This window comes from Stutzerimonas kunmingensis (assembly GCF_002929225.1).
Classification (GTDB): domain Bacteria; phylum Pseudomonadota; class Gammaproteobacteria; order Pseudomonadales; family Pseudomonadaceae; genus Stutzerimonas.
Window position 1 is genome coordinate 851,580 of record NZ_PISM01000004.1, and the last position, 18,760, is coordinate 870,339.

Below are 18,760 nucleotides of genomic sequence, written 5' to 3' on the forward strand. Positions count from 1 at the left end.
GTCCGCTTTCACTCAGGGGTGTACCGGTGTCCAACACTCATCTCGACAGCGCCGTGCTGACCACGCTGCAGGACGTGATGGAGAGTGAGTATCCGGCGCTGCTGGATACCTTTCTTGCCGACTCCGAGGAGCGCGTTCGGCTGCTCCGCCAAGCCTGTCTCGCCGACCAGTCTGAAACCTTGCGGCGTGCTGCGCACAGCTTCAAAGGCAGCTGCAGCAACATGGGCGCGACGCTGCTGGCCGACCTCTGCCAGGAGCTCGAGAGTGCCGCTCGGGAGGAGAACCTCGCCCAGGCCCCGGCGCTCATCGAATCCATCGAGCGGGAGTTCGCCATCGTCGGCATTCTGTTCCGCGCCGAGCGCCAGCGCCACGGCTGAGTGGCCAAATCTCTGACGCCGGTGCCCTCTAACAGCAGAGCCGCTGCCGCCGGGCCGTCGTTTCTGTTCATGTCAGCACGCTTCCCCGGCGTTTTTCCGGCATTCATGCCGCTGGCCCGGAACTTGCTCTGCTTCCGCCACGATCCATCCGTAGCGGAATGACCTCATGGCTGTTTCCCCCGACCTGTTGCTTAGATCTCCATCCGTCGACGCGCGCCCAAAAGCGGTGGCCAAAGCGCCGGAGGCGCCGCGCGAAGGGCGAGACAGCGGCAGCGCCAGCTTCTCCGATGTCTACGCCAAGGAGCGTCAGACGAAACCAGCCGAGCGCCCGGTGCGCAACGAGGCCAGCCGCGACAAGCCGGTCGAGGACAAGCGCGAGCAGGAAACGGCGGAGGCGACCACCGACGAGAAGCCGGCGGTTGCCGAAAGCGGCAATACCTTGCCTCCCGAAACGCCGGCTGAGGAAATTCCGGAGGCGGAGCTCGATCCAATGCTGCTGCTTGGTCTTGGCACGCAGTTCGTGGCGGAGTCCGAGGCCCAGCCTGAAGCCGAGGTCGATGCCGTCTCCCTGCTTCCGGGGCTGCCGACGACCGCTGCCGGCATCGCCGGCGATGAGGCTGCCGATGCGGACGAAGCAACACTGGCCGGCATGCGTGCACTGACCGAAACCCCGGCAGCCATGCAGAAGACGGCCCAGCAGCAATTGCAGAACCCGCTGGCCGATGCGCAGACGAAGGCCACGGCAGACGATGGCTTTGCCAGCGCGTTGCTGGCGAGTCAGGAAGCGGGTGAGGGCGAAGAGCTCGACGTGGAACTGCTGGCCAAGGACCTGCTGGAAAGCGTGGAAGCGCCAAAGGAGAGTCGTGCCAGCGCCAGCGAACTGGCTGCGGGACGGCTCAACCCCTTAAGCCAGGCCATCGCTCAGCAGGTGCAGCAATCGCAGCGTCCGCAACTGGTGCCGGGTCAACCGGTACAGATGCAGCAGTCCGGCTGGAGCGAGGCGGTCGTCGACCGCGTGATGTGGCTGTCCAGCCAGAATCTCAAGTCGGCGGAAATCCAACTCGATCCGGCTGAACTCGGTCGTATGGAAGTGCGTATCGACCTGACCAAGGATCAGGCGCAGGTGACCTTCCTCAGCCCGCATGCGGGAGTGCGCGACGCGCTGGAAGGGCAGATGCAGCGACTAAGGGAAATGTTCACCCAGCAGGGCATGAACCTGATGGACGTGAACGTATCCGATCAGTCGCTGGCGCGTGGCTGGCAAGGCGGAGCCGATGGTGGCTCCTCGCGGGGTGGAGCGTCGGGTGAGGGCGACCTGGCAGGCGAGGAGCTGGAGCTCGGCGTGACGGAAATCGCCTCCAATCGAGTCGCCGGTGATCGCGGACTCGTCGACTACTACGCCTGAGCCATCCGCTTTTAGGGATAATCCGGCGCCGCGGTTCAGGTGCGCGCCGGTTTTCCGCCGCCCGTCGCTGCAATCGCTTCGCGTCGCCTATCCAGGCGTTATCTCCATCCTTTTCCTGATACCTTGTGAGCGCACTGCCTGGAGCCCGAGGCTGCGCCGTACCGGCGTGCATTGACGTTGGCACAGCTGTTGCTCCTAACTCCTGAAATCAGAATCGAACGCTGTTGATGACGGATATTTGGCATGGCTAAGAAACAGGCTCCACCAACAGTGCCGCCAACCGGACCGGAAGCGGAACCGGCAGGCAAGGGAAAGCTGAAACTCATCCTGGTGATCGTGGTCGCCATGTTGGTGGCCGTAGGGCTTTCCATCGGCGGTACGCTTTACTTCATGAACAAGGGCGGCGACCTTGGTGACGACAAGGCCGAAGAGGCCGCGACCACTGCCTCCGGCAAGCAGCCGGCGATCTATGAAGTCCTGATGCCGGCCTTCGTGGTCAATTTCAGCAACAAGGGGCGCCAGCGTTACATGCAGGTCAGCATTGCGTTGATGTCGCGTGATCAGGCTGCGCTGGATGCACTGAAAGTGCATATGCCGTTGTTGCGCAACCGACTGGTCATGCTGTTCTCCAGTCAGGACTTCGAGGCGTTGAAAACGCCCGTGGGCAAGGAAATGCTGCGTCAGCAGGCGACTGCCAGCGTGCAGGAACTGGCGCAGAAGGAAATTGGCAAGCTTGCCGTCGAGCAAGTGCTTTTCACCAACTTCGTATTGCAATAGAAGGCTGCCGCAGATGGCTGTTCAAGACCTGCTCTCGCAAGACGAGATCGATGCGCTCCTGCACGGGGTCGACGACGGTCTGGTGGATACCGAAAGCGATTCCGAGCCGGGATCCATCAAGAGCTATGACCTGACCAGTCAGGACCGCATCGTTCGCGGGCGCATGCCCACCCTGGAAATGATCAACGAGCGTTTCGCCCGTTACACCCGCATCAGCATGTTCAACCTGCTGCGCCGCTCGGCCGATGTATCGGTGGGTGGCGTGCAGGTGATGAAGTTCGGCGAGTACGTGCATTCGCTGTACGTACCCACCAGCCTCAATCTGGTGAAGATGAAGCCGCTGCGTGGCACCGCGCTGTTCATTCTCGACGCCAAGCTGGTGTTCAAGCTGGTGGACAACTTCTTCGGCGGCGACGGTCGCCACGCCAAGATCGAGGGGCGCGAGTTCACCCCGACCGAGTTGCGAGTCGTACGCATGGTGCTCGATCAGGCCTTCACCGATCTCAAGGAAGCCTGGCACGCCGTGCTGGACGTCAACTTCGAGTACGTCAACTCGGAAGTGAATCCAGCCCTGGCCAACATCGTCAGCCCCAGCGAAGTGGTGGTGGTTTCCACCTTCCACATCGAACTGGACAGCGGCGGCGGCGACCTGCACGTGACCATGCCTTATTCGATGATCGAGCCGATCCGCGAAATGCTGGATGCCGGCTTCCAGTCGGACGTCAGTGACCAGGATGAGCGTTGGGTCAAGGCGCTGCGCGAAGACATTCTCGACGTCAACGTTCCGCTCGGCGCGACTGTCGTCAGGCGGCAACTGAAATTGCGCGACATTCTGAACATGCAGCCGGGCGACGTGATCCCGGTGGAAATGCCAGAAGACATGATCATGCGTGCCAATGGCATGCCGTCCTTCAAGGTCAAGCTGGGTGCCCACAAAGGCAACCTGGCATTGCAGGTGCTGGAGCCCGTGGTCCGCCCACGCTGAGCCAGCCCTTTACTCAATTCGAGCCGATCGAGGATTAGCGATGGCAGACGAACACGACAACACCTCCCCCGAGGAACAGGCGCTGGCCGATGAATGGGCTGCGGCGTTGGCCGAAGCTGGCGACGCCAGCCAGGACGACATCGATGCGCTGCTGAATCAGGGGCCGGAAGCGGCTGCGCCAGCCGCCCCGCGGGTCCCGCTGGAGGACTTCGCCAGCGCACCCAAGTCCAATGGCGTGCAGCTGGGACTGGACGGTCCCAACCTGGACGTGATCCTCGACATCCCGGTTTCCATCTCGATGGAGGTCGGCAGTACCGAAATCAGCATCCGCAACCTGCTGCAGCTCAACCAGGGCTCGGTGGTGGAGCTTGATCGTCTGGCCGGCGAACCGCTGGACGTGTTGGTCAACGGCACCCTCATTGCCCATGGCGAGGTAGTGGTGGTCAACGAGAAGTTTGGCATCCGGCTGACCGATGTGATCAGCCCGACCGAACGTATCAAGAAGCTGCGCTGACATGCGCGCGCTCGCATTCCTGACGGCGTTCGTCGCGCTGCCAGCCTTCGCCGCGGAGCCGGCAGCCAGCATGAGCAGCGCCGGCATGGGCGCGCAGCTGAGCAAGCTGATGCTCGGCCTGTTGCTGGTGATCGGACTGATCTTCCTGCTCGCATGGCTGCTGCGTCGGGTTCAGCAGTTGAACCCGCGCGGCACCCAGGTGATCAAGCTGATCTCCACCCAGGCGCTGGGGCCGCGCGAGCGGCTGGTGCTGGTCCAGGTCGGCGGCGAGCAGATCCTGATCGGCCTCAGTGGCGGCCGCATCACGCCACTGCACGTGATGCAGGAGCCGGTGCACCTGCCGGACGCCGAGCCGGCCAACCCTGAATTCGCCCAGCGTCTGATGGAGCTGCTCGGCAAGGACCACAAGGATAAGCCTTGATGTTGCGCATTCTGCTGGTGGTCGCGCTGATGTTGCTCGGCCCGCTCGCCATGGCGCAGGAGCCTTCCGGCATCCTGGCCCAGGGAAACAACCCGCTCTCGATTCCGGCGATCACTCTGACCACCGACGCGGAAGGGCAGCAGGAATACTCGGTCAGCCTGCAGATTCTGCTGATCATGACGGCGCTGAGCTTCATTCCGGCGTTCGTCATGCTAATGACCAGCTTCACCCGCATCATCATCGTGTTTTCCATCCTGCGTCAGGCGCTTGGCCTGCAGCAGACACCGTCGAACCAGATCCTCATCGGCCTGACCCTGTTCCTCACGCTATTCATCATGGCGCCGGTGTTCGAGCGGATTAACCAGGAAGCGCTGCAGCCTTACCTCAGCGAGCAGATCCCGGCGCAGGAAGCGATTGCCCGCGCCGAAGTACCGCTCAAGGGCTTCATGCTGGCGCAGACCCGTGAGAGCGATCTTGAGCTTTTTGTCAGGCTGTCACGACGCACCGATATCGCATCGCCGGAAGCTGCACCGATGACCATCCTGGTGCCAGCGTTCGTCACCTCCGAGCTGAAGACGGCGTTCCAGATCGGCTTCATGATCTTCATTCCCTTCCTGATCATCGACATGGTGGTGGCCAGCGTACTCATGGCGATGGGCATGATGATGCTGTCGCCGCTGATCATCTCGTTGCCGTTCAAGATCATGCTGTTCGTGCTGGTGGACGGCTGGGGCCTGATCATCGGCACGCTGGCCGGTAGCTTCGGCACGCTTTAGGAACCACGCATATGACTCCAGAAGTAGCGGTGGACCTGTTTCGCGAGGGGCTGTGGATGACGGCGATGATCGTCGGCGTGCTGGTGGTGCCAAGCCTGCTGGTCGGCCTGGTGGTGGCGATGTTCCAGGCCGCGACGCAGATCAACGAGCAAACCCTGAGCTTCCTGCCGCGCCTGCTGGTGATGCTGCTGACGCTGATCTGGGCTGGGCCATGGCTGGTGCGCGAGCTGATGGAGTACACCCAGAACCTTGTCCAGAACATTCCGTTGCTGATCGGGTAAGCGCGTGCTTGAGCTGAGCAATGCGCAGATCGGCGGCTGGGTAGGGCAGTTTCTGCTGCCGCTGTTCCGCATCGCCGCCTTGCTGATGAGCATGCCGCTGATTGGTACGCAGCTGGTGCCGATGAGGGTGCGGCTTTACCTGTCGCTGGCCATCGCCCTGGTACTGGTGCCGACGTTGCCGCCCATGCCGGTGGTTGAGTCGCTCAGCCTGACCTCGTTGCTGTTGATCGCCGAGCAGCTGGTGATCGGTGTGATGCTGGGGTTCGTCCTGCAGCTTTTCTTCCACGTATTCATCGTGTCCGGCCAGTTGCTGGCCATGCAGATGGGCCTGGGTTTCGCGTCGATGGTCGATCCTGCCAACGGCATCTCGGTGCCGGTGCTCGGTCAGTTCTTCAACATGCTGGTGATCCTGTTGTTCCTCTCGGTCAACGGTCATCTGGTGGTGCTGGAGATTCTTGCCGAGAGCTTCGTGACGCTGCCGGTAGGTGGTGGTCTGTCGACCAATCATTACTGGGAGGTGGCGGGCAAGCTGGGTTGGGTTTTGGGCGCCGGGCTGCTGCTGGTGCTGCCTGCGATCACCGCACTGCTGGTGGTGAACCTGGCGTTCGGCCTGATGACGCGGGCCGCGCCGCAATTGAACATCTTCTCCATTGGCTTTCCGTTGACCTTGGTGCTGGGCCTGATCATCGTCTGGATCGGCATGGCGGACATCTTTGCGCAGTACCAGGTTTTTGTCAGCGAGGCGCTGGCCATGCTGCGTGAGCTGGCGGGAGCGCGCTGATGAGAGCGACAGGGTCGGAGGTCGCGCATGGCTGAGAGCGAAAGCGGCGCGGACAAAAGTGAGGAACCCACAGAGAAACGCCTGCGCGAATCGCGCGAAAAAGGGCAGTTGGCCCGTTCCCGCGAGCTCAGTACGGTCGCCGTGACCCTTGGCGGTATCGGCGGGCTGCTGGCGTCTGGCGCAGGTCTGGCGCAGAGCCTGATGGCAATGATGCAGGGTACCTTCGAGCTGAGCCGGGAAACGCTGCTCGACGAAGGCTCCATGGTACGACTGCTGATGGGCAGCGGTATGATTGCACTGGAGGCGATCATGCCGCTGCTGATCGCCTTGCTGATCGCATCGATCGTCGGCCCGGTATCGCTGGGTGGCTGGTTGTTCTCGGCCAAGGCGATGGCGCCGAAGATGAGCCGGATGAATCCGGCTGCGGGGCTCAAGCGGATGTTCTCCACCAAGGCGCTGGTCGAGCTGCTCAAGGCGCTTGGAAAATTTCTGGTGGTGCTCGGCGTCGCTTTGGCGGTGCTTTCGGCGTATCAGGACGATCTGCTGTCTATCGCCAAGCAGCCGTTGGACCTGGCCATCATGCACAGTGCCGAGGTGGTTGGCTGGTGCGCCCTTTGGATGGCCTGCGGCTTGATCCTGATCGCGGCGGTGGATGTGCCGTTCCAGCTCTGGGACAACAAGCAGAAGCTGATGATGACCAAGCAGGAGGTCAAGGACGAGTACAAGGATTCCGAGGGCAAGCCGGAGGTCAAGTCACGCATCCGCCAGCTGCAGCGTGAGGCGGCGCAGCGGCGCATGATGCAGGCTGTGCCTGAGGCAGACGTGGTGATCACCAACCCGACGCACTTCGCCGTCGCCCTGAAATACGACGGCGACAAGGGCGGTGCGCCCCGGCTGGTGGCCAAGGGCGGCGACTTCGTCGCGCTGAAGATTCGAGAAATCGCCCAGGAGCACAAGGTGACGGTGCTGGAATCACCTGCGTTGGCTCGGGCGGTGTACTACTCGACCGAACTGGACCAGGAGATTCCCGCCGGCCTTTACCTAGCAGTGGCGCAGGTACTGGCGTACGTCTATCAGCTGCGCCAGTACCGCGCGGGCAAGGGGCGGCGGCCGGACCCCTTGAATGATGTGCCCATCCCGCCGAATCTGCGCCGCGACGACTGAGGCGCATCACGCGGCGATTGCCGGCTCGCCGCGTGACCCAGCGTTATTCTATGACGCCGCAGGCGACCCGCGCACCGCCACCGCCGAGGGGTTGCGGATGGTCGGAATGATTGTCTCCGCCCTGGTGAACCATCAGCGCCAAGCCTTTGATATCGCCCAGGCTCTTCAGGCGCGGCGCCAGCACTGGCTGACTGGCTTTGCCCTCGCTGTCGACGTACAGCGCCGGCAGGTCGCCCATATGGCCGTCACCCCAGGGTTCGCCATGCTTGCCGCTGTTCTTCGGGTCCCAGTGACCGCCCGCTGCGCCAGCCGGGGTCTGCTTGCCATCGATCTCGGCCGGCTCGCAACTGCCCTTGGCGTGAACGTGAAAGCCGTGGGCGCCAGGCTGCAGGCCAGATAGCTCGGGGCGGAACACCAGCCCGTATTCGCTGTTTTCGATCTTGACGCTGCCGACCGATTCGCCGACGCCCTGGGCCGTCACGGCGTTCACCTTGACGTTCAATGTATCAGCCTGAACGGCGACCGCAGTGCAGCCGGCCAGCGCGGCGATGATCCACTGTTTCATCTGAAAGCTCCTTTGTACAAACGGCGACGGGCTGTCGCCGGTTGCTAGTGTGACTGCCAGTTGTCGGTGGCGTTCGCTGGCGCGGCGGCTCGCAGGTCTGGCTAGGGACAGACCGTGCGGCGGGCTCTGCGACGGGCCGCAGAAGTTGGACCCCTTCTTGCTATAACCCGGGCAGGACGCTTGTCGCGTCAAGAATTCGTTCTGTATCCCCGGGGGCTACGTTGGATCGCACGCAACTCATCAATATTCGCAATGGCCTGACGGGTGCGGGGCGCGGCAACCTCGGCGTGCCGCTGCTGCTGCTCGTGATGATGGGCATGATGATGCTGTCGGTGCCGCCGTTCCTGCTGGATCTGCTGTTCACCTTCAACATCGCGTTGTCGATCGTCGTGCTGCTGGTCAGCGTCTATGCGTTGCGCCCGCTGGATTTCGCAGTGTTCCCGACGATTCTGCTGGTTGCCACACTGATGCGTCTGGCGTTGAACGTGGCGTCGACGCGGGTGGTGCTGATCAACGGCCATGAAGGCGGCTCCGCTGCCGGCCATGTGATCGAGGCCTTCGGCAATGTGGTGATCGGCGGCAACTACGTCGTCGGTATCGTGGTGTTCGCGATCCTGATGATTATCAACTTCGTCGTGGTGACCAAGGGTGCCGGCCGCATCTCGGAAGTCAGTGCGCGTTTCACCCTCGATGCCATGCCCGGCAAGCAGATGGCGATCGACGCCGACCTCAACGCCGGCCTGATCGACCAGGAAGAAGCCAAGAAGCGCCGTACCGAAGTGTCGTCGGAAGCCGATTTCTACGGTTCCATGGACGGTGCGTCGAAGTTCGTCCGCGGTGACGCCATCGCCGGTCTGCTGATTCTCTTCATCAACCTGATTGGTGGCGTTGGCATCGGCATGGCGCAGCACGGCATGAGCTTCAGCGATGCTGGCCAGGTCTATGCGCTGCTGACCATCGGTGATGGCCTGGTTGCGCAGATTCCTTCGCTGCTGCTGTCCACCGCGGCGGCCATCATGGTGACCCGCGTTACCAGTTCCGAGGACATGGGGCAGCAGGTTCAGCGGCAAATGTTCGCTTCGCCGAAGGCCCTGGCCGTGTCGGCGGCGATCATGATCGCCATGGGCCTGGTCCCGGGCATGCCGCATATGTCCTTCCTCGGCCTTGGCGCCGCGGCTGCAGCGGGTGCCTACTGGATCTGGCATCGGCAGAAGCAGGTCGTGAAGAAGGCCGAGCAGGAAGTACAGAAACAGCAGGATCTGCTCCCGGCCCAGCGTGCGGCCGAAACCAAGGAGCTGGGTTGGGACGATGTAACCCCGGTGGACATGGTGGGGCTGGAAGTTGGCTACCGTCTGATTCCGCTGGTGGATCGCAACCAGGGTGGCCAGTTGCTGGCGCGAATCAAGGGCGTACGCAAGAAGCTCTCGCAGGACCTGGGTTTTCTCATGCCCTCGGTTCACATCCGCGACAACCTGGATCTGCTGCCCAACGCCTATCGCTTGACGCTGATGGGTGTGAGCCTGGCCGAGGCTGAGGTCTATCCGGATCGGGAGCTGGCGATCAACCCGGGCCAGGTGTTCGGGCCGCTCAATGGCATTACCGCCAGAGACCCGGCGTTCGGGCTGGAGGCGGTCTGGATCGAAGCGAGCCAGCGTGATCAGGCGCAGTCGCTTGGTTATACCGTGGTGGATGCCAGTACCGTGGTCGCCACCCACCTCAATCAGGTGCTGCACAAGCATGCCCACGAACTGCTTGGCCATGAGGAGGTCCAGCAGCTGTTGCAGCTGCTGGCCAAGAGCTCGCCCAAGCTGGCCGAGGAGCTGGTGCCCGGGATGGTTTCGCTGTCCACGCTGCTCAAGGTGCTGCAAGCCTTGCTGCAGGAGCAGGTGCCGGTACGCGACATCCGGACCATCGCCGAGGCCATCGCCAATGCGGCCGCCAAGAGTCAAGATCCCGCCGCAATGGTTGCTGCGGTACGCGTCGCGCTGTCTCGCGCAATCGTGCAAAACGTTGTGGGACTAGAGCCGGAGCTGCCTGTGATCACTCTGGAGCCTCGGTTGGAACAGATTTTGCTCAATAGCCTGCAGAAGGCTGGTCAAGGCTCCGAAGACGGCATTTTGCTGGAGCCGGGAATGGCCGAAAAGTTGCAAAGGTCCCTGGTAGAAGCAGCACAGCGTCAAGAAATGCTCGGCAAGCCGGCGGTACTGCTGGTAGCCGGCCCGGTACGGGCGATGCTGTCGAGATTCGCGCGTCTGGCGGTACCGAACATTCATGTTCTGGCCTACCAGGAAATACCGGACAACAAGCAGGTCACCATCGTCTCGACGGTGGGTCAGAATTAACCGAGGGTGCAGGCCATGCAGGTCAAACGTTTCTTCGCCGCCGATATGCGCATCGCCATGAAAATGGTGCGTGACGAGCTGGGCGCCGATGCCGTGATCATCGGCAATCGCCGGGTGGCCGGTGGCGTCGAGCTGACCGCTGTGCTCGATTACCCCATGCAGTCCGCGCCGGCGGCCAACAAGCCCAACCCGGCGCTGGAAGCCGAATTGCGCAAGACGCAGTCGCGGCTGGCCAATGCACATGCCGAGCTGAGCGCTGCGCCGCGCGCGAAGATGCAGGATCGTCAACTGGTTGACGAGAAGCCTGCCGTCGCGGCCAGCAAGGTGCAGCCCGATACGGTCGCCGAGCCTTCCCCCGCGGCCGACTCCCGAGCCATCGAAGCGATGTACTCGGAACTGCACGGTTTGCGCGAGCTGATCGAAGTGCAGCTCGGCTCGATCGCCTGGGGCCAGGAGCAGAGCCGTCGCCCGCAGCAGGCAGGCCTCTGGCGCCGTCTGCAGCGCCTGGGCCTGCCGGCCGAGCTGTCGCGTAGCCTGCTGGAAAAGGTCGCCGGCATTAACGAGCCGCGTCAGGCCTGGCGCATGGTGCTGGCGTATCTGGCGCAGGCAATCAAGGTCACCAAGAACGAGCCGCTGGAAGAGGGCGGTGTGATTGCTCTGGTCGGCCCAGCAGGCGTCGGCAAGACCACGACGCTGGCCAAGCTGGCTGCTCGCTACGTGCTGAAACACGGCGCGCAGAGCATTGCGCTGGCCAGCATGGACAATTATCGGATCGGTGCGCAGGAGCAACTCAAGACACTGGGCCGGATCCTCGATGTGCCGGTGGTGCAGATCGATCCTAGCCAGCCGCTGAGCAAATCGCTGGCCTCGCTGGCGCGTAAGCGGATCATCCTGATCGACACCGCCGGCTTGCCGGCAAGCGATCCGACGCTGCGCATGCAGCTCGAAGCGCTGTCGGACAAGGGCGTCAAATCGAAGAATTACCTGGTGCTGGCGGCAACCAGCCAGAGCCAGGTGCTCAAGGCTGCATGGCACAACTATCGTCGTTGTGGGCTGGCCGGTTGTATCCTGACAAAGCTCGACGAGGCGGGCAGCCTTGGCGATGTGCTCGGTCTCACGATCAGCCAGCATTTGCCGATAGCCTACCTGGCCGATGGTCCCCGGATTCCTGACGACCTGCATCTGCCGCGCAGCCATCAGCTGGTCAGTCGGGCGGTTAGCCTGCAGTCCGGCGAGGAGCCGAGCGAAGAAACCATGGCCGACATGTTCGCCGGGTTGTACAACGGCTCGTCACGGCGGGCTGGATGATGCTGCGACAGCGGTACTCGAATGAATCAGATGCGTGCCATGCGGACGCATCGCCGGCCGCAAGGCCCCAGCAAGATATAGGCATGTGAACATGGGTATGCATCCCGTACAGGTGATTGCGGTGACTGGCGGCAAGGGTGGCGTCGGCAAGACCAACGTGTCGGTCAATCTGGCACTGGCGCTGGCCGACCTCGGCCGGCGTGTGGTGTTGCTTGACGCCGACCTTGGCCTGGCCAACGTCGACGTGCTGCTGGGGCTTACCACCAAGCGCACCCTGGCTGACGTCATCGCCGGCGAATGTGATCTGCGCGACGTACTGATCCAGGGGCCGGGCGGCATCCGCGTAGTGCCGGCCGCATCCGGCACGCAGAGCATGGTGCAGCTGTCTTCCCTGCAGCACGCCGGGTTGATCCAGGCGTTCAGCGAGCTTGGCGACGAGCTCGACGTGCTGATCATCGACACCGCGGCTGGCATCGGCGATTCCGTAGTGAGCTTCGTGCGCGCAGCTCAGGAAGTGCTGCTGGTGGTCACCGACGAGCCCACGTCCATCACCGACGCCTATGCACTTATCAAGCTGCTGAACCGCGATTACGGCATCAGTCGCTTCCGCGTGTTGGCCAATATGGCGCACGCACCGCAGGAAGGCCGCAATTTGTTCGCCAAGCTGACCAAGGTTACCGAGCGCTTTCTCGACGTGGCGCTGCAGTATGTCGGTGCGGTCCCTTACGACGAGGCGGTGCGCAAGGCCGTGCAGAAGCAGCGCGCAGTCTATGAAGCGTACCCGCGCTCGAAATGTGCACTAGCCTTCAAGGCGATCGCGCAGAAGGTTGATACCTGGCCGCTGCCGGCGACGCCGCGGGGTCATCTCGAGTTCTTCGTAGAGCGCCTCATCAGCCCCGCTTCACCCAGCCACGAATGACAGGTGCCGGATCCGCTATGTATTACAGCAAGGCTCAGGCAAAGGATGCGCAGTACCGCCTGATCGATCAGTACGCCCCGTTGGTCAAGCGAATCGCTTACCACTTGTTGGCGCGTCTGCCTGCAAGCGTGCAAGTGGACGATCTGATTCAGGCTGGAATGATCGGACTGCTGGAAGCAGCTAAGAAATACGACGCCGGCAAGGGGGCCAGCTTCGAAACCTACGCCGGTATCCGCATTCGCGGCACCATGCTGGACGAAGTCCGCAAGGGTGACTGGGCGCCGCGCTCGGTGCATCGCAATTCGCGGATGGTCAGCGAGGCGATCCGGGCGATCGAAGCGAAAACCGGGCGCGACGCTAAAGATCACGAGGTTGCGGCCGAACTTAAGCTAAGTCTCGACGAGTATTACGGCATTCTGGGCGATACGCTGGGCAGTCGCCTGTTCAGCTTCGACGATCTGCTGCAGGAAGGCGATCATGGCGAGCTCGAGGAAGACGCTGCCAGTCTCCACCCGGAGCCGTTCCGTGATCTCGAGGATGAACGTTTTCAGCAGGCGCTGGCCGACGCCATCGCCAACCTGCCCGAGCGTGAAAAGCTGGTGCTGTCGCTGTATTACGACGAAGAATTGAATTTGAAGGAAATCGGTCAGGTGCTGGGGGTCAGCGAGTCGCGTGTGAGCCAGTTGCATAGCCAGTGCGCTGCGCGCTTGCGCGCGCGCCTCGGCGAATGGCGCGCCAATTGACGATTGTTTGCGGTATGACGTGCTCGGTTTGCTGAGGCATTTTGGGACTTACGGAGGTCGACTTGGACAAGAACATGAAAATCCTCATCGTCGATGACTTCTCGACGATGAGACGAATCATCAAGAACCTCCTGCGTGATCTGGGGTTCACCAACACCGCCGAAGCGGATGACGGTACTACCGCGCTGCCGATGCTCAAGAGCGGCAGCTTCGACTTCCTGGTGACCGACTGGAACATGCCGGGCATGAGCGGAATCGATCTGCTGCGCACCGTGCGTGCCGATGAGCGCCTCAAGCACCTGCCGGTGCTGATGGTGACGGCCGAAGCGAAACGCGATCAGATCATCGAAGCCGCCCAGGCCGGGGTTAACGGCTATGTGGTCAAGCCTTTCACTGCCCAGGTGCTCAAGGAGAAGATCGAGAAGATCTTCGAGCGCGTCAACGGCTGAAGCAGCAACGCCGCGAGGGCACTATGACGCAAGCAGACCAAAGCCTGGCAGAGTTCGAAGCAACTCTGAAGGCGCATGCACCCAAGTTGATCGAAAGTCTGCAGCAGGGCCGCTTCGATGAAGCGACGCAGATGTTCAATGAGCTGAATCAGGTGCGTAATCACGGGCTTTATCTGGAAGTTGGCAAGCTCACACGCGAGCTGCACAACGCCATCGTCAAGCTCGAGATGGACACCTGCGCCACTGGCGGCGATCCGTCGCCGATCACGGACGCGACCGATCGCCTGTCCTACGTGGTGGAGATGACCGAGAAGGCTGCCAACCGCACTATGGACCTGGTCGAAGAATCAGCGCCGCTGGTGAACTACGTGAGCTATGAGGCGCAGAGCCTGACAGCCGACTGGCAGCGTTTCATGCGTCGTGAGATGAATGCCGATCAGTTCCGCGATCTGGTCAAGCGCATCGACCAGTACCTGCAGCGCAGCATGAACGATGGCGGCCAGCTGTCGCAGAACCTCAGCGAAATCATGCTGGCGCAGGACTTCCAGGACCTGACCGGCCAGGTGATCAAGCGAGTGACCCGCCTCATCACTGAACTCGAAAGCAACCTGCTTAACCTGGTCCTGATGGCGGGGCAGGTCGATCGCGTGGCGGGCATCCAGCATGACCGCGAGGCGATGCGCGCCGAGCAGGAAAAGAAAAAACAAGAAAAAGAGCCTTCCAAGGGTGAAGGTCCGCAGATGCATGCCGATATGCGTGAAGACGTCGTTTCCGGCCAGGACGATGTCGATGATCTGCTTTCAAGCCTGGGCTTTTAGGGGAAGTGAATATGAGCTTCGACGCCGATGAAGAAATCCTCCAGGACTTCCTGGTAGAGGCCGGCGAGATTCTCGAACTATTGTCCGAGCAACTCGTGGAGCTGGAAAGCAGCCCCGATGACATGGCGTTGCTCAATGCGATTTTTCGCGGGTTCCATACGGTCAAGGGCGGTGCCGGGTTCCTCCAGCTGCATGAGCTGGTGGAGTGCTGCCATATCGCCGAAAACGTCTTCGACATCCTGCGCAAGGGTGAGCGTCGAGTCGATTCCGAACTGATGGATGTCGTTCTGCAGGCGCTCGACGCCGTGAACGCGATGTTCAGTCAGGTCCGCGAGCGCGTCGAGCCGACGCCAGCCTCGCGTGAGTTGCTTGCGGCGCTGGCACGTCTGGCGGAGCCAGCCTCGGCTGATGAGCCAGCGCCGGCAGTCGAACCGCAGGTCGTGGCCGAATCCCGATCCGAGGGCGCCGATAGCGAATTCGAACTGATGCTCGATGCCATTCAGCCGTCCGCCAGCGAGCCGGCTGCGGCCGAAGTAGCGACTGGCCCTGCCACCGACGAGATTACCGACGACGAATTCGAGTCGCTGCTCGACCAGCTGCATGGCAAGGGACAATTCTCTGCCGCTGCGGGTGCCTCGATGCCTGCCGAGAGCGAGTTCGTTGCTGCGCCGACCAGTGACGAAATCACCGATGACGAATTTGAAGCCTTGCTGGACCAGCTGCATGGCAAGGGCAAGTTCGAAGCGGCCCCGGCTGAACCCGCTGCGCCGGCAAGCGCCGAACCGGCAAAGGGCGGTGGTACAGCTGGTGCAGCTGAAGAGATCACCGACGACGAGTTCGAAGCACTGCTCGATCAACTGCATGGCAAGGGCAAGTTCGAGCCTGCGGTCGTCGAGACCCCGGCTGAACCTGCTGCGGCTGTGCCGATCAAACCGGCGCCCAAGCCTGCCCCTGCTGCTGCTCCGGCCAAGGCCGCTCCGGCAGCTGCGGTGAGCAAGCCGGCCGCTGCTGCTCCGGCGGAAAAGCCTCCGGCCGAGGCCGAGACCACCGTGCGCGTCGATACCGCACGCCTGGACGAGATCATGAACATGGTCGGCGAGCTGGTGCTGGTGCGTAACCGTCTGGTACGCCTGGGCTCCAACAGCGGCGACGAGGCGATGGCCAAGGCCGTCTCCAACCTCGACGTGGTGACGGCCGATCTGCAGAGTGCGGTGATGAAGACCCGTATGCAGCCGATCAAGAAGGTCTTCGGTCGCTTCCCGCGCCTGGTCCGCGACCTGGCTCGCAGCCTGAAGAAAGAGATCAACCTTGAGCTCGTTGGTGAAGAAACCGATCTCGACAAGAACCTGGTCGAAGCCCTGGCCGATCCGCTGGTGCACCTGGTGCGCAACGCGGTCGACCACGGTATCGAGATGCCCGAGGAGCGCGAAGCCGCCGGCAAGCCACGTACCGGACGGGTAGTGCTTTCCGCCGAGCAGGAAGGCGACCATATCCTGTTGATCATCAGTGATGACGGCAAGGGTATGGATGCCAACGTCCTGCGCGCCAAGGCCGTCGAGAAAGGCATGCTGGAGAAGGATGCCGCCGATCGCCTGAGCGACCTGGAGTGCTATAACCTGATCTTCGCGCCGGGCTTCTCGACCAAGACCGAGATTTCCGACGTGTCCGGCCGCGGTGTCGGCATGGACGTGGTCAAGACCAAGATTTCCCAGCTCAATGGCACAGTGAACGTGTTCTCCACCAAGGGCCAGGGCTCGCGGGTGGTGATCAAGGTGCCGCTGACCCTGGCGATCATGCCGACCCTGATGGTCATGCTCGGCAACCAGGCCTTCGCCTTCCCGCTGGTCAACGTCAACGAGATCTTCCACCTCGACCTGTCGCGGACCAACGTCGTCGATGGCCAGGAAGTGGTGATCGTCCGCGACAAGGCGCTGCCGCTGTTCTACCTCAAGCGCTGGCTGGTCAACGATGCGGCTCAGGAAGAGCAGCGTGAAGGCCATGTAGTAATTCTCAGCGTCGGCAATCAGAGCATCGGCTTCGTCGTCGATCAGCTCGTGGGACAGGAAGAAGTGGTCATCAAGCCGCTTGGCAAGATGCTGCAGGGTACGCCTGGCATGTCCGGTGCGACGATCACCGGCGATGGCCGCATCGCGCTGATTCTCGATGTTCCCAGCATGCTCAAGCGCTACGCACGCAGGATTTGATTCAGTCAGGCAGCGCTTACCTCGGATGGGATGGGAGCGCTGCCGCTAGGAGTGATGTATGGCAGTCAAGGTCCTGGTCGTCGACGATTCCGGCTTCTTTCGTCGGCGCGTCTCGGAAATCCTTTCCTCTGATTCGAATATCCAGGTCGTCGGCACCGCCACCAACGGACGCGAGGCGATCGACCAGGTGCTGGCGTTGAAGCCGGATGTCATCACCATGGACTACGAGATGCCGATGATGGACGGCATCACGGCGGTGCGGCAGATCATGCAGCGCTGCCCCACACCGGTGTTGATGTTTTCCTCGCTGACGCACGAAGGCGCTCGGGTCACCCTCGATGCACTGGATGCCGGCGCCGTCGACTATCTGCCGAAGAACTTCGAAGACATTTCGCGTAACCCGGATAAGGTCAAGCAGCTGCTGTGCGAGAAGGTACATACCGTTTCGCGCAGCAACCGGCGCTACAGCACGTTCTGTACCTCGAGCGTAAGTACGCCGCCGGTGTCCGCGCGCGGCACTGCCTCGACATTGGCTACTGCAGCCGCCCGGACCGGCGCTACAACGCCAGCGCCTGCGGCGCCGGCAGCTCGTTCGCCGGCGCCCAAGCGCAAGGCGTACAAGCTGGTGGCCATCGGTACGTCTACGGGCGGTCCGGTGGCGCTGCAGCGTGTGCTCACTCAGCTCCCGGCGAATTTCCCCGCGCCGATCGTACTCATCCAGCACATGCCGGCCGCGTTCACCAAAGCCTTCGCCGATCGTCTGGACAAGCTTTGCCGCATTCGTGTCAAGGAAGCCGAGGACGGCGACGTGCTGCGTCCGGGGCTTGCTCTGCTGGCACCGGGTGGCAAGCAGATGATGATCGATGGCCGCGGTGCGGTACGCATTCTGCCGGGCGATGATCGCCTCAACTACAAGCCTTGCGTCGACGTTACCTTCGGTTCGGCCGCCAAGTCGTTTCACGACAAAGTGCTGGCGGTAGTGCTGACCGGCATGGGTGCCGATGGTCGCGAAGGCGCACGGTTGCTCAAGCAGAGCGGCAGCCAGGTGTGGGCGCAGGATGAAGCCAGCTGCGTGATCTATGGCATGCCGATGGCGGTGGTCAAAGCTAACCTGAGTGATGCGGTCTACGGGCTCGACGATATCGGTCGCAATCTGGCCGAGGCGTGCATCTGATGGAGGCCCGCCTCTAATGGACGTGCTCAGCCTGATCGGGCTGCTGTTGGCGTTCGTCGCCATCGTTGGGGGCAATTTTCTCGAGGGCGGCCATATCTCGGCGCTGCTCAATGGGCCGGCCGCGTTGATCGTGCTTGGCGGTACCCTGGGTGCCGTCCTGCTGCAGACGCCCATCGCCGTGTTCATGCGGGCGATGAGTATCGGTCGCTGGATATTCTTTCCGCCGCGCATCGATCTCGCGCGCGGCATCCTCATGGTCACTACCTGGAGCAATACTGCGCGCAAGGAGGGGTTGCTCGGCCTTGAGCCGGTCGCCGAGACGGAACCCGACCCATACGCGCGCAAGGGCCTGCAGTTGCTTGTCGATGGCGCCGAGCCGGAAGTGATTCGCAGCATCCTCGAGGTCGATCTGTATACCCAGGAGGGGCGTGACCTGCGCGCGGCCAAGGTCTACGAGAGCATGGGTGGCTACTCGCCGACCATTGGCATCATCGGCGCGGTAATGGGGTTGATCCACGTGATGGGCAATCTGGCCGATCCCAGCCAGCTGGGCAGCGGCATCGCCGTTGCGTTCGTGGCGACCATCTATGGCGTCGCTTTCGCCAACCTGCTGGTGCTGCCGGTCGGCAACAAGCTCAAGAGCGTCGTCCAGCGGCAGACCGCCTATCGCGAGATGCTGCTGGAGGGCGTGCTGTCCATCGCCGAGGGCGAAAATCCGCGTTCCATCGAGATGAAGCTGCAAGGCTTCATGGACTGA

General features: G+C 62.4%; 20 protein-coding genes. 19 read left to right on the forward strand and 1 reads right to left on the reverse strand.

Annotated elements, in window-relative coordinates; translation table 11 throughout:
• Nucleotides 1-26 precede the first annotated feature (26 nt).
• The 10 genes from CW305_RS05115 (at nt 27) to flhB (ending at nt 7,481) form a co-directional block, all read left to right on the forward strand.
• Nucleotides 27-377, forward strand: a complete 351-nt coding sequence (locus CW305_RS05115) for an Hpt domain-containing protein (RefSeq protein WP_014820862.1) — start codon at nt 27-29, stop codon at nt 375-377.
• Nucleotides 378-543: 166 nt separating this feature from the next.
• On the forward strand, nt 544-1,782 hold the full coding sequence (locus CW305_RS05120) for a flagellar hook-length control protein FliK (protein ID WP_041754471.1): 1,239 nt from the start codon (nt 544-546) through the stop codon (nt 1,780-1,782).
• Nucleotides 1,783-2,025: 243 nt separating this feature from the next.
• The gene (gene fliL / locus CW305_RS05125; RefSeq protein ID WP_031298308.1) at nt 2,026-2,559 is read left to right on the forward strand and encodes a flagellar basal body-associated protein FliL; all 534 of its coding nucleotides are present in this window, start codon (nt 2,026-2,028) and stop codon (nt 2,557-2,559) included.
• Between the two features lie 13 nt (nt 2,560-2,572).
• Complete coding sequence (gene fliM / locus CW305_RS05130; RefSeq protein ID WP_014820859.1) at nt 2,573-3,544, forward strand: flagellar motor switch protein FliM; 972 nt, start codon at nt 2,573-2,575, stop codon at nt 3,542-3,544.
• 40 nt (nt 3,545-3,584) lie between these two features.
• Complete coding sequence (gene fliN / locus CW305_RS05135) at nt 3,585-4,058, forward strand: flagellar motor switch protein FliN (protein WP_104097267.1); 474 nt, start codon at nt 3,585-3,587, stop codon at nt 4,056-4,058.
• A gap of 1 nt (nt 4,059) precedes the next feature.
• The gene (gene fliO / locus CW305_RS05140; protein ID WP_014820858.1) at nt 4,060-4,479 is read left to right on the forward strand and encodes a flagellar biosynthetic protein FliO; all 420 of its coding nucleotides are present in this window, start codon (nt 4,060-4,062) and stop codon (nt 4,477-4,479) included.
• Nucleotides 4,479-5,255, forward strand: coding sequence for a flagellar type III secretion system pore protein FliP (fliP, locus tag CW305_RS05145; RefSeq protein WP_041014454.1), 777 nt, complete (start codon nt 4,479-4,481; stop codon nt 5,253-5,255). The genes fliO and fliP overlap by 1 nt, the downstream gene beginning before the upstream one ends.
• 11 nt (nt 5,256-5,266) lie before the next feature.
• Complete coding sequence (gene fliQ, locus CW305_RS05150) at nt 5,267-5,536, forward strand: flagellar biosynthesis protein FliQ (RefSeq protein ID WP_003296594.1); 270 nt, start codon at nt 5,267-5,269, stop codon at nt 5,534-5,536.
• 4 nt (nt 5,537-5,540) lie between these two features.
• A complete protein-coding gene (gene fliR, locus CW305_RS05155) occupies nt 5,541-6,317 on the forward strand; it encodes a flagellar biosynthetic protein FliR (protein WP_104097268.1) in 777 nt (258 codons plus the stop codon).
• A 27-nt stretch (nt 6,318-6,344) separates the two neighbouring features.
• Nucleotides 6,345-7,481, forward strand: a complete 1,137-nt coding sequence (flhB, locus tag CW305_RS05160) for a flagellar biosynthesis protein FlhB (protein WP_104097269.1) — start codon at nt 6,345-6,347, stop codon at nt 7,479-7,481.
• A 43-nt stretch (nt 7,482-7,524) separates the two neighbouring features.
• On the opposite strand, the gene sodC is transcribed toward flhB, so the two are convergent.
• On the reverse strand, nt 7,525-8,046 hold the full coding sequence (gene sodC / locus CW305_RS05165) for a superoxide dismutase family protein (protein WP_014820854.1): 522 nt from the start codon (nt 8,044-8,046) through the stop codon (nt 7,525-7,527).
• 221 nt (nt 8,047-8,267) lie between these two features.
• Between sodC and flhA the strand changes: the two genes are divergently transcribed.
• The 9 genes from flhA to CW305_RS05210 all read left to right on the forward strand — a co-directional run bounded on the left by flhA (nt 8,268) and on the right by CW305_RS05210 (nt 18,760).
• Nucleotides 8,268-10,388: a flagellar biosynthesis protein FlhA gene (gene flhA / locus CW305_RS05170; RefSeq protein ID WP_104097270.1), complete on the forward strand. Its 2,121-nt coding sequence runs from the start codon at nt 8,268-8,270 to the stop codon at nt 10,386-10,388.
• Between the two features lie 15 nt (nt 10,389-10,403).
• On the forward strand, nt 10,404-11,696 hold the full coding sequence (gene flhF / locus CW305_RS05175; RefSeq protein ID WP_042926986.1) for a flagellar biosynthesis GTPase FlhF: 1,293 nt from the start codon (nt 10,404-10,406) through the stop codon (nt 11,694-11,696).
• Between the two features lie 91 nt (nt 11,697-11,787).
• Nucleotides 11,788-12,615 (forward strand): flagellar synthesis regulator FleN, encoded by an 828-nt coding sequence (gene fleN / locus CW305_RS05180; protein WP_014820851.1) that lies wholly within the window; start codon nt 11,788-11,790, stop codon nt 12,613-12,615.
• Between the two features lie 17 nt (nt 12,616-12,632).
• Nucleotides 12,633-13,358 (forward strand): RNA polymerase sigma factor FliA, encoded by a 726-nt coding sequence (fliA, locus tag CW305_RS05185; protein WP_014820850.1) that lies wholly within the window; start codon nt 12,633-12,635, stop codon nt 13,356-13,358.
• A gap of 74 nt (nt 13,359-13,432) precedes the next feature.
• Nucleotides 13,433-13,807 (forward strand): chemotaxis response regulator CheY, encoded by a 375-nt coding sequence (locus tag CW305_RS05190; protein ID WP_011913679.1) that lies wholly within the window; start codon nt 13,433-13,435, stop codon nt 13,805-13,807.
• 23 nt (nt 13,808-13,830) lie between these two features.
• Nucleotides 13,831-14,625 (forward strand): protein phosphatase CheZ, encoded by a 795-nt coding sequence (locus CW305_RS05195; RefSeq protein ID WP_014820849.1) that lies wholly within the window; start codon nt 13,831-13,833, stop codon nt 14,623-14,625.
• Between the two features lie 11 nt (nt 14,626-14,636).
• On the forward strand, nt 14,637-16,829 hold the full coding sequence (locus CW305_RS05200; protein ID WP_104097271.1) for a chemotaxis protein CheA: 2,193 nt from the start codon (nt 14,637-14,639) through the stop codon (nt 16,827-16,829).
• Nucleotides 16,830-16,887: 58 nt separating this feature from the next.
• Entirely contained in the window at nt 16,888-18,003 is a 1,116-nt protein-coding gene (locus CW305_RS05205; RefSeq protein ID WP_014820847.1) for a protein-glutamate methylesterase/protein-glutamine glutaminase, read from the forward strand.
• A 16-nt stretch (nt 18,004-18,019) separates the two neighbouring features.
• A complete protein-coding gene (locus tag CW305_RS05210; protein WP_014820846.1) occupies nt 18,020-18,760 on the forward strand; it encodes a flagellar motor protein in 741 nt (246 codons plus the stop codon).